This window comes from Mycoplasma tracheobuteonis, assembly GCF_054456995.1.
In genome coordinates this window covers 1-15662 of the sequence record NZ_JBTKTG010000012.1, presented here as the reverse complement: position 1 = coordinate 15662, position 15662 = coordinate 1, and the positions used below count along the sequence as shown (strand labels likewise).

The window sequence follows — 15662 nt, the reverse complement described above, 5'->3', positions numbered from 1 at the left end:
ATATCTATATTTTTTGATCAAATAACTAATCTAATCACCTTTTATAAGCGTAAGTCTGAAAAGCTTGAAAATCTAAAAAAATCACTATTAGAAAAAATGTTTGTAAGCGATGGCGAACAATTTCCTGCAATAAGATTCAAAGGATTTACTAACACTTGGGAAAAGCAAAAACTAAAAAATCTAGGTAACGTATTTCAAGGTCTAACTAACAAAACTAAAGATGATTTTGGATACGGTGATGCTAAATATATACCATATTTAAATGTATTCAATAACCCGATAACTGATAATGAGTATTTAGAAAAAATAGGTATAGATAACAAGCAAAATCAAGTTAAATTTGGGGATATTCTTTTTACAGTTTCATCTGAAACTCCTGAAGAAGTTGGAATGTCGTCTATTTGACTCGGGAATGCCTCTAATATATACCTAAACAGTTTTTGCTTTGGCTTTAGACTTACTGAAATCGCATCTCATAATTTGAAGTTTTTAGCATATTATTTAAGATCCAAAAGTATTCGAAAGTATATGAATACAATAGCTCAAGGAATCTCAAGATATAATATTTCAAAAACTAGAGTTTTAGAAATGGATTTAGTTATCCCTGAAGATTATGAAGAACAATCAAAAATTGGTGCTATTTTTAATAAAATTAATGAACTGCTCACCTTACATAAGCGTAAGTGCGAAAAACTCGAAAATATTAAACAATTTTTATTAGAAAAAATGTTTTGTTAATATAGTTGCTAAATTAGCAACTGTATTTTTTGCCTTATTCTTTATTTCAGACTACCAATATAACATTTTCGCTTGGGAAAAGCAGAAACTGGATACAATGTGTGCAATTTATAGAGGTCTTACATTTTCGCCTAAAAATATATCTAATTGAAATGGTGTAAAAGTATTAAGATCTTCAAATGTTTTAGATAATCAATTTATTGAGAGCGATGATGATATTTTTGTAGAACAAAATTGCATTAATGTTCCTTTTGTAGAATCTGGTGATATTTTAGTAACAGCAGCTTCCGGTTCATCTGAATTAATTGGAAAGCATGCTTTTATACCTGAAATTAAGTCGAATTATGCTGTAGCAGGTGGGTTTATGTTATTAATTAGGTCCCTTGAGTTTAGCAAAATTATTAATATTATATTTCAACAAAATAATTACAAAGAATATATTAAATTAAATAGTTTGGGTGGGAATGGCTCAATAGGTAATTTAAATAAATCTATTATTGAAAATTATGTTTCGTATTTTCCTTCCAAAAACGAAACTAATTTAATAGTTAACTTTTTTGAAAACATTACAAATATAATTACCTTTTATAAGCGTTAGTAATTTACTTTTTAAACTCGAAAATTTCAATTATTTAAGCCTATTAGCAGTTCAAAATTACTAACACTTGGGAAAAGCGTTATATAAACGAAATATTACAGTTTGAAAGACCTGATAATTATATGATTAAAGGTTCAGTAGAATCCGATGGTAATATTCCAGTGCTAACTGCAAACAAGGCATTTATACTTGGATACACTAATGAAACCAATATTTATAATAAAGGTCATTGTATTTTATTCGATGATTTTACATTAGATACAAAATACGTTTCTTTTCCTTTTATGATTAATTCTTCGGCTTTAAAAATATTAACCAACAGAAAAAATGGTGATGATCTAATGTTTAATTATTATTTATTGAAGAATACAAGGTTTATCATTAATGGACATGCTAGACATTATATTTCATATGTTCAAACAACTTCTGTTCTAGTCCCTAATAAAAATGAGGCAACTAAAATTAGAATGTTTTATCAAAAATTAGACAGCTTAATCACCTTACATAAGCGTAAGTGCGAAGCACTAGACTACATCAAGCAAGTCTTATTAAAAAATTTATTATAGGCATTTTTTAGCTAAAAGTCGTTTTGTTTATTTTGTTGAATTAGATACTTCCTCTAACAAGATTTTTCTAGCAATTTCTACATTATAGGCTTAAAAAATAGTCTTAAAAATCGGGCTATATGTTAAAATATACATTATGGAAACAACTATGTATAACTCTTTGATGCAAATCAAACAAAAACACGATGAATTAGAAAAACAACTTCAAGATCCTGAAGTTATCGGTGATATTAAAAAGTACACAAAAATTAATAAGGAAATCAACTCAATTCAAGATATCGTAGATGCTTTTAATTCTTATTTAGAAGCTGAAAGCAATCTAAAAAATGCTAAAGAAATGCTTAAGGAAAGTGATGAAGAACTTATTTCATTAGTTAAGATGGAAATTGTAGAAGCTGAAAGCAAAATGTCTCAATTAACTGATGAATTAAAGATTTTAATCCTTCCTAAAGATGAAAACGATGACAAGGACGTTATTGTTGAAATCCGTGGAGCAGCAGGGGGAGATGAAGCAAATATTTTTGCAGGTGACTTATTTAGAATGTATTCTAAATGAGCTAGTCAAAACGATATGAAACTCACACTTCTTGAATCAAGTGCAGCTGAAGCTGGTGGATTTACTTTAGTTGTTTTTTCAGTTAAAGGAAACAAACCTTATTCAAAACTTAAGTTTGAATCTGGAGTACACCGTGTACAAAGAATACCTGTAACTGAAACAAAGGGTAGAGTTCATACCTCAACAGCTACTGTTACAGTTATGCCTGAAATTGATGATGATATTAATATCGAAATTAAATCAGAAGATGTTAGAGTTGATGTTTATCGTTCAAGTGGTAACGGTGGACAATCAGTTAACACTACTGACTCAGCTGTTAGACTTACACACTTACCTACAGGAATTGTTGTTACTTGTCAAGAAGGTAAAAACCAAATCCAAAACAAAGATATCGCTTTCAGAGTTCTTAAATCAAAACTTTATGATATCGAACTTCAAAAGAAACAAGCCGAAGAATCAGGATACCGTAAATTAGCTGGTTCAGGTGCTAGAAGTGAAAAAATTAGAACATATAACTACCCTCAAGATAGAGTTACAGATCATAGAATTTCTTACTCAACAAGTTTACTCCCTGTAATGGAAGGAAAACTTAATTCAATTATCGATGCACTCCTTGCTGAAGAGCAAAACGAAAAAATTGCTGAAGCAGGAATTTAATGCCTACTAAAGAAGATTTATTACTTGAAAAAAGAAGATATGGTTTGCCTCAAACTGTATCTTCTTTTGAATTAGAACTCTTAGCTCAAGGAATGCCTGTTCAAAAAATTATGGGATATGTTGATATGCATGATGTTCGTATTAGCATTAATCACAAAGTACTTATCCCAAGATACGAAACTGAAGAATTAATTTTATTAGTCGAAGAAAAAAACAAAGGTAGAGAAAATCTACAAGTACTAGATTTATGCACTGGTTCTGGATTTATTGCAGTAGCTCTCAAAAAAGCAAATCCATCATGAAGCCTTACAGCAAGTGATATAGATTCAGAAGCTATTGCTCAAAGTAACGAAAATGTATTAAGTAACGGAGTCGAGATTAACATTATTCAAAGCGATTTATTCAGCAATATAAATCAAAAATTTGATGTTATCGTTTCTAACCCACCTTATATCCAAGAAACCGAAGAATTATCTACTTCAGTAACTAAATTTGAACCACTTCATGCTTTATATGCACCACAAGATGGATTTTACTTTTATGATACAATTATTCGCCAAGCACCTAAATATCTAAATAAAGGTGGCAAAATATTTTTTGAAATAAATCCATTTCATATAGAATATTGAAATCAATTAAAGGAAAAATATAATATAGAAATATATAAAGATATGGCTGGTAAAAATCGTTTTGCTATTGTTGCATTAGACAAATAACCCTTGTCCATAGATGTAAAAGCATAGGTATTTGTCTATGTTTTTATAGAATATAATCCAATCTACTGAAAAGTAGATTTTTTGTCATTAACATAAAATAGGTCAAAAATAAAAGCATAGGTCGCCCTACGCTTTAATAATATAACTTATTTTAAAGTAAATAATTTCTTTCCAACAGTAGCTTTAGCTTCTAATGAAGAAATTTCTTGGAATTTTGAATCTTCTGTTAATACAAATAAGACATCTTTATTAATGTTTTCATTATTAAATCTTGTTAAGTCTAGTTCAAATAATTTATCACCAGCTTTTACTGAATCATTTAATGCAACATGTGATTTAAATCCGATACCATCAAGTTTATAGCTATCTTTTCCGAATAAAATAACTGCTTCTGCTCCATTACTTGAATTAGATAAAATAATTTGTGACTTATTAGCAGGCATCATAGCAATTTTTCCATCAAATGGAGCCACAACTTCTGCTTTTGTTCCATTGCTTAATTTAATACCAAAACCTTTACCTACAAGTCCTTTAGAAAATACACCATCATTTAATTCTTCTAAAGCAAATACTTCACCAGTAACAGGCGCTAATACATCTATTTGAGATGATACTTCTACTTTTGTTTCTGATTTAGCACATCCACAGTGTGCATCGTTGTTTGTTTCAACTGAAGAACATAATGGTTTTAATTGTTCTTTATTACATTTAATAAAGCAATTTAATTCTTCAGCACAAGGGAATGTAACTTGAACGTGTTTAGCAGCATCAAACACCTTAACATCACTAGCTCCAAGTCTTTTTAGTTCTTCAACATTTACTAGCGCAATGTTTTTAACATCGTATCTTAATTGAGATACTGAGTTATTGAAAGCAAGGATATTATCAAATCCACCAAAAGCATCAATAATAGCAGCTAAATTACAGATATCTTTTTCATTAACTTTATTGTTTTTTATGTTTTCAAACATAAGATCTCCTTATTTAAAATATTAATTAAATTTTATCGTATTTTAAATTTCATATCTCAAAAAATAGAGAATTTTAATTTAAATTATTTCTATTTTCATTTGCCTTATAAACTCGAGAATTTAAGCCAAATATATTTTGATAAATAGATGTTTGAAAGATAAATTTACCCTAATTGAGATTGGTACTTTGTCTTAAATTCTTCTAGTTCATTTTTATAATTATTTACAATTGCACTAAAATCTTGTAATTTGTCTTTATTTAAAACATACTCATTAGTGTATTTAAATATGATTTCTTTAGCTTCATTTAAAGCATTAAACTTTAAATCAGAATTATTAATTTCGTTTGCAATGAAATTATAGAATTGTGTTTTAATCTCTTTAAATTGTTTATATGGTTCAAGGTGAAAACCTAGTAATAGGTAACCATCACGCAAAATCGGATTTACAAACTGAATAAATTTTCAATATTGTTTTTGTTTTTCTTCTTCGCTTACTTTTGGATCTACTTTAACAATAGATGCATTTTTATTTACGGCATCCTGATATTTATTCTTAAAAGGTTCATATCTCATAAAGGTTTCTAGTGTATCTTTTTTCTTGTTGTAGATATCTGATAAATCTGGTTCAGTATTTAGTGATGATATATTTTTATAGTAAAGATTTAAATATTTCTCAATTAAATCCACAAATTTATTAAATGATTCTACAGTCATTTCTTGGCTAAATATTTCTCTAGCTTGATTAATTATTTCATCAGCTTTATTTCTTACATTTTCTTTAGCTCTAACGCCAAGTATTTTATGCTTTTCTTCTATGGTATTTAGAAGCTCTTGATAAACTTGCTTATCAGATGTGCTATTAGTAATTTTTTCGCTAGAAAGTATATCGATAAATCACTTCATAAGCCCAAACTTTATACCATTATCATTTATAGAGAAAGAGTTTCAATTTTGGACCCAAGATAAAATTTGAACCATCTTATTATTTTTAATTAAAATCTCTTTAATTTTGCTATCTTTCTTGTTAATTCACTCATTAATGATCTGAATTTTATTTGAGGCATATTTTAAATTTTCTTTCAAATTATTAACCCTATTCAATTCATCTTCAAATGTTTCGAGTTCTATTTCATATCTTACTTTAGTAATATTTAGTCCAAATAGTAAATCATCTTCTAGCTCTTTAATTTCATCATCAAGTCTTTTTTCATATGACTTAATTTCATTCATATAATAAACATAATTATTGCTTTGAGCAGCTTCGTAAAGCTCATTGCTTTTTTTCTTTAATTCTGCGACTAAATCATTTAATTTATCCTTGTTTTCTTGGCGAGTTTTTCTTAAAGATAATCTGTGTTCAAACTTTAACGCTATTCCTGTAGCAGCACAACCTGCAAAAACTAGTGAAATAACTACCGATAGTGTTGCTTTCCAATTCAATTTCATATTTTTTCCTTTTGGTTGAAGCTTTATTTTAGTTTTAATGAGACTAATGTTTCAATATGAGCTGTATTAGGGAACATATCGAAACCTTGGATATAGGTTACTTCGTAATCAGTTAGTAATAATTTTAAATCTCTTACTAACGTTTTTGGATCACAAGACATATAAACAACATTCTTGATTTTATTTTCTTTTATTCAAGTTATAAAATCCGAACTAATACCAGCTCGTGGTGGATCTAAGATTAAAATTGTATTACTTAAATCTTTTACTTGTTTTTTAAAGACTGTAGCAGAATCACCGACAAAATATTTAGCTTTTATGCCATTCATGTTTGCATTTTTATCAGCATCACAAATTGCTGAAGGAACTATATCACTTCCCAATATTTCTTTATCACCTGATGTTAGTTGGCCTATTACTCCTACACCACAGTAAGCATCTAAAACATATTTACTGTCTAGTTGAGAAACTAAATCTTTAATTTTGTTAAAAACTAAACCAGCCACAGAAGAGTTAATTTGGAAAAATGAATTAATATTACAATTAAAACTTAAATCATTTAATTTCATATAAAAATTATCAACCTTATATAAATTAATGATTTTATCTTTCTTAATTACATTTAAGTCTATGATGTTGGTGTTTTCTTTTAAATTATTAACTAATTTTGTCGGAAGATCATAATCAGAATTTATTTTAAGCGCTACTGATAATTTTTCATCATCATTAGCTCTTATTATTATTTCTTCAAACATTTTGAAATTCTTTTGCTTCTTGCTTGTAATGATAAAAGTATTTATAGCTTGCAAAATATAATCTAATGTATTATTAATACATTGATTATTTTGAGAATAGTTATTAGCTAAGTGAAGATTATTAGATTTAATAACAAACTCACCTAGAACTAAATGTTCTTCCTTAATATATAAAGGATATCTTACTTTATTTCTATAGTTCTCGTGTAGGGGTGAACATTTAAAATGTTGATAAGAATTTAAAATATCTTGGCCTAGATTTCAAGAAAGTAATTTTGCTAAATAATTATTCTTAAACTCAATTTGTTTATCATATTTTAAATTTATTAAAGGCGCAGAATTATAGCAATCGCGTTGAATTCCATTACGATCTAATGATTTTGTAATTAGGTTTATTACTTTAGCAAATGCAAATTTGCTTGTTGCTTTTACAACTTGCACAAGGGCTTTTTCGTTCATAAATAGGTTGCTTGTAAATATAGAATAACCATTTTCTAAACGTGTTACACCTAAACCTTCATAGCTTAATTCGCTACAAGTTACTTCTAATTTATCACCTACTTTAATTTGATTTAGTTTTGACATAAATATAATATCTCTATCTTTCCATATTTTTTGTTCTTATATACTTTTAAGCCTTCTGGCAAGGTTATTTTGCTAAAATCATCAGTTTCAAGGATAATTTCAAAATCTTCCTTTAATAATTTATTATCAACCAGCTTTTGTAAACATTGAGAAACTAGTTCATACTGTATGAAAGGCGCATCAATAAAAACAAAATCATACTGCATGTTACTTTTATCTAAGAACAATGAAGCATCATCATTAATTAGATTGATCGCATCTTTTTCTTGTATTCTTGAAATATTATCTCTAGTTGTTTTAAACACAACTTTATTTTTTTCAATAGCTGTAACCAAACTAGCTCCACGTGATATAGCTTCTATACTTCAAGCCCCTGAACCTGCAAATAAATCTAAACAGGTTGCATCTTGTATCTTAAATTGAAGTGATGAAAATACAGCCTCACGAACTTTATCCGTTGTAGGTCTAGTATATTTAGCATCTGGTTGTTCTATTTTTAAACCACGGTATTTTCCTGCAATAATTCTTAACATATTGCTATTTTATCAATTTAAATTAATAAGGTGTAAAAATTGCAAAAGAAAAACTTGATTTAACAAGTTATTTCTTAGCATATAAGCCCATTTTTTTCATTAATTTATTTAAGTTTACTGATGCAATATGTGAAGCTTTAGCTGCTCCTTCATCAGTAATTTGATCTGCTACTTTTAGTGCATCTTGGTATTTAGCTTGAATATTAATTAATAAATCTCTTACTACAGTAGCTACAGCTTCTTTAAATTCTTTATAGTCTTTATCTTTAAATAAAGCTTCGGCTTCTTCTAAAGTTACATTGCTTAAAGCTGCATAGATGTTTAATAAGTTTAAAATACCAGGTTTATCTTTAGAAATATATACTTTACCTTCTGAATCTGTTACAGCTTTCATAATCTTGTTATAGGCTTGTTGTGGATTTTCAAGTAAGTATATAGTTGATTTAGTTCCGTGTTCACTCTTAGACATTTTGCTATTAGGATCTGTTAATGATTTAATTCTAGCTCCCACTTTTGGAATGTATCCTTCAGGTAAAGTGAAGTTTGTATTATATTTTGAATTAAATCTTTCGGCTATATTTCTAGTTAACTCTAAATGTTGAGTTTGGTCTTCACCAATTGGCACTAAATCTGGGTTGTAAAGCAAGATATCACCAGCCATTAATGTAGGATACATTAATAAGTTAGTAGGAATTTTACTTGTTCCATTTCCTTGTTTTAATTTGGTTGCTTTATCTTTGTATTGTGTCATTCTTTGTAATTCACCAAGTGTAGTTTCTGAAGCACATAATCATTGCATCATAGCATGCTCACTAACTTGTGATTGATAAAAGATAGTTGCTTTTTGTGGATCAAGCCCACATGCTATATATAAAGCTACTATAGTTTTACGAGCTTTTCTTAGTTCAATTGGATCAACTGTCCCTGTGGTTAAGGCATGTAAGTCTGCTACAAAGAAGTATGAATCAAATTCATCTTGCAATGCGACAAAATTTCTTATAGCCCCTATATAGTTCCCTAAAGTTAAATCTCCAGTAGGTTTAATTCCACTTAATAATCTTTGTTTCATGATTCTCCTAATTAGTATGATTTTATTATAATCAATTTATTTTCTTCTGCGTTAAAAATCCCATAAAAAGGAATTTATGGGATTAGAATTATTTATAAGAAATATCTTTTGTAAGTATTAATGCTTTTCTCGTGCTGAATCATCATTAATTGCAAGCATAGCCGTAGATGAGGCTATTATTAAAATGATGTTCCCAACTGGTAATGCTAAAAACATAAGTCCAAAACCAATTCAAGTTAAAAGCTTAGCTTTTTCATGCTCAGGATTTTGTGTTCTTGCTATATTTGTAACACATACAATAATAATATTTACAATTACCAGCACAACTAGAGCTACTGATACAATTACTCCAAATATAAAAGGAATTAATTGTTCTCCACCAAATAGATATTCAAAACTTTGTATCGAATTCTTATTCCCATCGTTCATTTTAGTCAATGAAGGTGCATTTACTGAGACTAAGATAGACCACAGAACAAAAAAGAATACAACAAAAAATGAAAGAACTAAGATTGAAATATTGATATTTCTAATTTTCTTATATTCTTTGAATAGATTTATTTTCATATCCACTCCTTTTATTAATTAAAATTAAACAAGCATTATAGTATTTATGAACTTTCTTAGTATAGTGATGAATATAAGCATAACTAATATAAACCCAATATCAATACAGTAATTATTTTTGTTTGTTTAATTTTCTTAGTTCCTCTGTTTTTTTCTTTCGTGTTTATTTTTATTTTGTTTCATAAAATATTTTACAACTATATTTTAGGAATTAATAAATTAAATATTTATTAATATAAATATCTTAATCTGTTAAAATAAATAAGCATAAATAACAGCAGTTTATTATGGTTGGTAAATAAATTTAACGAGTATTTATTGTTAGTAAGTTAGCTGCTTAACCGAACACATTAAGTTAAACTTATCCAGCTAGAAATAAACCCTCTCAATTATGCAGAAAGAGGAAAAACTATGTCAAGATACACAGGACCTGTATTTAAAAAATCACGTCGTTTAGGATTTTCAATTCTTGAATCAGGAAAAGAATTTGCTAAAGGAAAGAAAAGAACTTACGCTCCAGGGCAACACGGAAACAAAAGAGTAAAATTATCTGAATACGGATTACACTTATACGAAAAACAAAAAGTAAAACACTTATATGGTGTTAATGAAAAACAATTACACAAAGTATTCCAAAAAGCTGTTAAAGCTAAAGGAATTACAGGGACAAACATGCTTCAATTATTAGAAACACGTTTAGACAACTTAGTTTACAGAGCAGGATATGCTACAACACGTAGACAAGCTCGTCAACTTGTTAACCACAACCACTTCGTTGTTGATGGTAAAAAAGCAAACATCCCTTCAATGGTTGTCTCATTAGGATCAGAAATTACTCTTAAAGAAAAATCAAGAACAAACAAACAAATTTTAGAAGCTATGGAACAACGTGAAGCAGCTTCATGATTAACAAGAAAAGACTTTACTACTAAATTAGATCGTTTACCTGAAAGAAATGAATTACACCCAGAAATCAAGGATGCTTTAGTTGTTGAGTTCTACTCAAAATAATAACTAAAAGCAAGGAGAATTATTATGAGAAAAAACATTCACCCAGAATACCACACAGTTGAAGCTACTTGCTCAACATGTCAAAAATCATTCACTTTCAAATCAGTTAAGCCTAACTTTACAGTAGACGTTTGTTCAGGTTGCCACCCTGTATTCACAGGATCTAAAGCTCAAGTTAAAGCAACAGGAAGAATCGACAGATTCAACAGAAGACTTGAAAAAAAGAACGCTAAATAATATGTTCAATTGCAGTAGCTTATGGCTACTGCTTTTTTTGTTGCAACAAAAAAGCCCAATTACTTAGGCTTATATTCATTAATAATAATTTGGGCTTTAGCTTTACCGATTACATCTGCTAGCTCTTCAAAACTTGCTTGTTTAATAGCTTGATAAGTCTTAAAATGCTTAAGAAGTATTTTTTCAGTTTGCAATCCTATCCCCTTGATTTTAGTTAAATCATTACTTCTAGATTTCATACCAAATGATTTGCTCATAACATTTTTGGCATATTTATCTACACTGTATTGCATATTTGATAATAGGTTGTAAGCATTCTTGCTAATAGACAAGATTTCATCCCTACTATTAATTAGATTTCTAGTTCTGTGCTTATCATCTTTGACTAGCCCATAGACTTTAATGTTATCAATGCTTTCTTCTTTTAAGGCGTATAATGCTTCATTTATTTGAGGTAAGGCACCATCTACGATAAAGATAGTACCTTCATTAAGCATGAAACGTTTTTGAGAGATAAATTTCGCTACCGTTAAGTACATTAATTGAACATCTGATTTTTTATCCATTACAGCTAATTGATCACTGTGATCAAATTTTGAACTTTTTGCATCGATTGCTGTAGCATTTTCTCAACAAGTAACAACTCCAACAGGAGCACTTAATCCAAAGTGTGAGTTATCAAAAATAAAGATCGATTGAATTTTTTTGCCTTGATTCAAGACGTTTTCAACTTCACTTCAAGCATTTAATAAATTAGCATTCTTACGATATCATTCTTCATAATTAAGTTTTATATTTTCACTATTGTTTTCGTTAGCTAATTGAATGATTCGATGCAAAATTCCTTGTTGTGGGAAAACAACTCTAGGAGAAATGCTTTCATTGAACTCTATTTCGCTATAGCATTGGTCTAAAAGTATTTTATTAGGCATTTTATTATTTCTATAATAAGTCGTTAAATATTGAGAAATAAAATCTTCAAGCAAAATATCAGATCAATAAAAGCTATGAACGTGCTGAATTTGGATTCCACTACGATAAAAAACTTTTTGCACTGCTACTACATTTTCATAAGGAATGAATGAAAAAACATCAATATCATTATAAGTTTGAAGTTCAGCTACTTGAGTTGTTTTAATACCTTCAAGCACATTTATAGCATCACGATATTCCATTGCTAATTCATAGTTATAATTATTAGAAGCTAGTATCATTTTGCTTTTTAACATTTCAAGAAAGCTATTATCTTTGAATTTTAAAATATTAATTATTTGCTCAAATTTTCTTTTTGAATCTACATATGAAAATTCTTTAATTCTTAAACCATTTTCATAAGTAAAATTACGTTCTAAGATATTAAGCAAATCTCTAAATTTACTATTGACAGGAAATGGTCCAAAATAAAAACTATCTTTTTTATACTTATCAAAGCGATATACAGATGAAATAACTAACTCATTATTCTTTTTGATTTCTAAAGCTAAATAAGGATATCTTTTATCATCCGTTAATTCAATATTATAAGGTGGCTGGTACTGCTTTATATAATTAGTTTCTAGTGCTAAAGCATCTTTTTCACCAGGGCATAGAAATATATCAAAATCATTAATTTCCTCAAGCATTTTAGGAGTTTTATAAGAGTTAATAGTACCCTTTAAATATTGGTTAAGCCTTTTATTTAAAGCTTTAGCTTTTCCTACATAAATAACTTGATCTTGAGCATTCTTTCACAAATAAACGCCAGGTGTATTAGGAACATTTTTTAATTTATTTTTTAACTTAGCAATAGTGTCTTGATTCATATTTTAATTTTATCATTAAGGTAGAAAAAAGCTTGCAGATGCAAGCAAATTTCTATCCTTTGTATTGAGTAAAGTAGAAGGTACTTATTTGTGAAAGCAACTCTTCAGAAACACCTTTGATTGCTTTATGCTGAATACCATTTTTATCTTCTATTTCATAGATGTATAATGCTTTTTTATCAACAGCATTGTCCTCGATGAAATAATTACGTTGGATAAATAAGTAGTCTAATAAAAATGTTGGTGTGTAGTTTATAAAATCAAAATTATTTAAATTAGCATATTTTTGATCAACAACAGGTGCAAATGCTTGCGATGATAAGTCGACATGATTAATTAAATTAATTATTAAATCCTTTAAATTTCCCTGTGGTTTAGTACCAAATAATTTATCAGCATATAACTCAAAAGTTTGCTTTAGTAAATTATCACTCAGTATCTTTTCGTCTACAAAATTGTTGTAATCGTTTAGTTTTTCAATATCTTCTAGAGTTGAATCATAAAGTGTAATAAGTTGTTTTTCTAAAGTGCTATAAATTGATATATCTTTAAAAATTGGTTTTAGTACTGCGTCTAAGTAATCTTGGTAGATTTTAAGGCTATACTTCTTATAAACTTGATTGATATCATCGTTTTTATTTGCTTGAGCAAAACGTCAAGTCATATTTTCTAAAAAACTCTTATTTAAAGTTTTATATAACTTAGTTTCATATTCATCTGAGATATCATTTCTAACCATAACACCATCAACAAGAAGAACATTTTGCCCTATTTTTAGTCCTTCAACAGTTCCATTTGCAACCGTGTCATAGTTATTATCAGAATAATACATATCAAGCATATCACCATTATAAACAATTCCACTATCAGTTTGGCGATTGCTTGGATCTAGCAATCTAGCAACAATATTTTGACCATCCCCATCTAATGTTATGTGACGAGAATCACTTATTGGAAATGATGTAGCAGCTTGGATTAAATTTCCAAATTGTATGATTTGATTTTTATAGTTTTCAGCAGTAGAACTACCTGAATAAGGAGTTAATTCTAATTTATTATTTTTGAAGTCATAACCAGAAGCATACAACATATTTGTTCTAATAGCATCTGTAATTATAAAATTACTATAACCACTATGTGATAGCAGGTTTAGTTCGTTTAATAATGAATATTTATCAATAGTCACATTGTATTTTTCGCTTAATTTCTTAGCATTATCTTCTAAAGTTTTTGTATTAATTTCTTTAGATTGACTTGCTTTAGATTTGTTTAAAGCAACCATTCCGTCCTGAGCAAAATAAGGTATAAAGTATTCTCATAAGTGTTGTGGTTTTTCTAATTTTCTTCCTTGTAAATCAGTTGATAGCTCGTCGTCATAAGAAGCAAGGTGATTAAAGATAATAGGAGAGTAGATTTCCTTTAAAACATTTCCTAGAAAATCACTATCTCCTAGTTGATTTAGTAAATTTTCATCAAAACTAGGATGATCAATACTTTTAAATAACTTTTTGAAATCGATTTTCTTAATATGCCCTTTTTTAATTAAATCAATTGCTTGGAAATCACTCCCAATTCCAGCAATAGCTTTATTATTAACTAAAGCATTAGTGAACTCATTTATTTCATCAAAAGTTTTATAAGTAAAATCTTCTTGAATTTTATCTATATTTGTTTTAGACATATAAGATTTATAGTTATAGAACGCAGGCTTAAATGGATGCGAAAATTTAAACACAGAAAGTAGTATTACAATTAACGCGACTACAAAACTTGCAACAGATAAAATAGCTATTTTTATCTTCTGAAGAGGTGACTTTTCTTTCATAAATATCCTTGTTAATTTTAAATATGCTTTATTTTAATATAATCCATAAAAAATCAATAAAAAACACTCAAAAAAATTGAGTGTTTTGCATCATAAGCCGTGTTCTGTTCTGCACTAAAGTGCAGTGCTGGCAATTTATCTAATATCTAACGATACTCTTGGGCTTCATTCGTTTCTTAGCTCAAGTTCCTCTACCAAAATTTGAGTTTCTAGCTTGCGGAGTTTACCCGTTTCATTTCTCTCGTCTCTGTGGCACTAGTCGTCTACACAAATGTGTATCCAAAGCTTATTGGGCTGAGCGCAATCACTACCATCATCACAGATGGTGCTAGCACGGACTTTCCTCTACATTTAAATGCAGCTGCCAGCTATATGCTTATATATAATACCATTAATCTAATATAAATTAAGAATTATCTTTAGAAATCCGTATCAGGAATTTCTAAATGATTATTAGTTTTAGTTGGTGATAATTTAATATCTTTTTCTAGGACAAATTTTAAGTAGTCATAAGCAAACATATTGATATTAGCTTTATATCCATCAATATATAAATTGTGAGCATTTGCTAGCACCATAAAGCTATAAGCATAAATTTTCTTATCTTTAACTTTCGTTGGTTTAGTACTTTTAAACCACAACTTATTTACTATAGATATTTTCACTGGTTGTTCTTGATTTTGAATTTGATTTAGTGTGTTATTGTCTACTACTATAAATTTATGTCTACCAGAACAAACAGATATTTGATGATATTTCTCCAAAGCATCAGGTTCTAGAAAGTTTTCAAGTAAATTTGCGTCATCAAATCTATTATTAGAAACTTGTCAATCCTCAAAAATTCTAATAAAAGAGTTGCTATGTTTAATGTAAGCATAAGCATAAATTATTGATAAAGCTGAAAATAAAGCAATTAATAACATCACTATCCCAATTATAAATAAAATAATATTATCTTTTGATATCGTTAAAAGATACAAATTAAAAATATGACTTTCCACTAAAGCTCTAATTTCAGTTGTAAAAAC

16 protein-coding genes and 1 other RNA gene are annotated in these 15662 nt (G+C 28.3%); 7 read left to right on the top strand and 10 right to left on the bottom strand.

Features of this window, described 5'->3' with window-relative positions; translation table 4 throughout:
- From ACX1M8_RS02845 to prmC, 5 genes are all read left to right on the top strand, one after another.
- Positions 1-738: restriction endonuclease subunit S (locus ACX1M8_RS02845; RefSeq protein ID WP_458836754.1), on the top strand; the 738-nt coding region annotated here is incomplete at its 5' end.
- Between the two features lie 97 nt (positions 739-835).
- Positions 836-1336 carry a restriction endonuclease subunit S domain-containing protein gene (locus tag ACX1M8_RS02840; RefSeq protein WP_458807021.1) on the top strand — a complete coding sequence of 167 codons (501 nt, stop codon included), beginning with the start codon at positions 836-838 and terminating at the stop codon, positions 1334-1336.
- Between the two features lie 56 nt (positions 1337-1392).
- Positions 1393-1902, top strand: a complete 510-nt coding sequence (locus ACX1M8_RS02835; RefSeq protein WP_458807038.1) for a restriction endonuclease subunit S — start codon at positions 1393-1395, stop codon at positions 1900-1902.
- 136 nt (positions 1903-2038) lie between these two features.
- On the top strand, positions 2039-3115 hold the full coding sequence (gene prfA / locus ACX1M8_RS02830) for a peptide chain release factor 1 (RefSeq protein ID WP_458836753.1): 1077 nt from the start codon (positions 2039-2041) through the stop codon (positions 3113-3115).
- A complete protein-coding gene (gene prmC, locus ACX1M8_RS02825) occupies positions 3115-3831 on the top strand; it encodes a peptide chain release factor N(5)-glutamine methyltransferase (protein WP_458836752.1) in 717 nt (238 codons plus the stop codon). Before prfA ends, prmC begins: the two co-directional genes overlap by 1 nt.
- A 146-nt stretch (positions 3832-3977) precedes the next feature.
- Here prmC and ACX1M8_RS02820 read toward each other — a convergent pair whose 3' ends face one another.
- The 6 genes from ACX1M8_RS02820 to ACX1M8_RS02795 form a co-directional block, all read right to left on the bottom strand.
- Entirely contained in the window at positions 3978-4802 is an 825-nt protein-coding gene (locus tag ACX1M8_RS02820) for a PTS sugar transporter subunit IIAB (protein WP_458836062.1), read from the bottom strand.
- A 164-nt stretch (positions 4803-4966) separates the two neighbouring features.
- A complete protein-coding gene (locus ACX1M8_RS02815) occupies positions 4967-6250 on the bottom strand; it encodes a hypothetical protein (protein WP_458836751.1) in 1284 nt (427 codons plus the stop codon).
- Between the two features lie 23 nt (positions 6251-6273).
- Positions 6274-7590 (bottom strand): 23S rRNA (uracil(1939)-C(5))-methyltransferase RlmD, encoded by a 1317-nt coding sequence (gene rlmD, locus ACX1M8_RS02810; protein WP_458836750.1) that lies wholly within the window; start codon positions 7588-7590, stop codon positions 6274-6276.
- Positions 7578-8123 carry a 16S rRNA (guanine(966)-N(2))-methyltransferase RsmD gene (gene rsmD, locus ACX1M8_RS02805; protein ID WP_458836749.1) on the bottom strand — a complete coding sequence of 182 codons (546 nt, stop codon included), beginning with the start codon at positions 8121-8123 and terminating at the stop codon, positions 7578-7580. Before rsmD ends, rlmD begins: the two co-directional genes overlap by 13 nt.
- A gap of 67 nt (positions 8124-8190) precedes the next feature.
- Positions 8191-9192: a tryptophan--tRNA ligase gene (trpS, locus tag ACX1M8_RS02800; RefSeq protein WP_458798174.1), complete on the bottom strand. Its 1002-nt coding sequence runs from the start codon at positions 9190-9192 to the stop codon at positions 8191-8193.
- A 117-nt stretch (positions 9193-9309) separates the two neighbouring features.
- The gene (locus ACX1M8_RS02795; RefSeq protein WP_458835115.1) at positions 9310-9759 is read right to left on the bottom strand and encodes a hypothetical protein; all 450 of its coding nucleotides are present in this window, start codon (positions 9757-9759) and stop codon (positions 9310-9312) included.
- A 411-nt stretch (positions 9760-10170) separates the two neighbouring features.
- Between ACX1M8_RS02795 and rpsD the strand changes: the two genes are divergently transcribed.
- The gene (gene rpsD, locus ACX1M8_RS02790) at positions 10171-10770 is read left to right on the top strand and encodes a 30S ribosomal protein S4 (RefSeq protein ID WP_458807029.1); all 600 of its coding nucleotides are present in this window, start codon (positions 10171-10173) and stop codon (positions 10768-10770) included.
- A gap of 24 nt (positions 10771-10794) precedes the next feature.
- A complete protein-coding gene (rpmE, locus tag ACX1M8_RS02785; RefSeq protein WP_458616857.1) occupies positions 10795-11007 on the top strand; it encodes a 50S ribosomal protein L31 in 213 nt (70 codons plus the stop codon).
- 59 nt (positions 11008-11066) lie between these two features.
- On the opposite strand, the gene uvrC is transcribed toward rpmE, so the two are convergent.
- The 4 genes from uvrC to ACX1M8_RS02765 all read right to left on the bottom strand — a co-directional run.
- Complete coding sequence (gene uvrC, locus ACX1M8_RS02780; RefSeq protein WP_458836748.1) at positions 11067-12809, bottom strand: excinuclease ABC subunit UvrC; 1743 nt, start codon at positions 12807-12809, stop codon at positions 11067-11069.
- Positions 12810-12861: 52 nt separating this feature from the next.
- Positions 12862-14634 carry a type 2 periplasmic-binding domain-containing protein gene (locus ACX1M8_RS02775; protein WP_458836747.1) on the bottom strand — a complete coding sequence of 591 codons (1773 nt, stop codon included), beginning with the start codon at positions 14632-14634 and terminating at the stop codon, positions 12862-12864.
- Between the two features lie 88 nt (positions 14635-14722).
- Positions 14723-15010: RNase P RNA component class B (gene rnpB / locus ACX1M8_RS02770), an RNA gene on the bottom strand.
- A gap of 43 nt (positions 15011-15053) precedes the next feature.
- A partial coding sequence (locus tag ACX1M8_RS02765; RefSeq protein WP_458836746.1) for a hypothetical protein occupies positions 15054-15662 on the bottom strand: 609 nt, incomplete at its 5' end.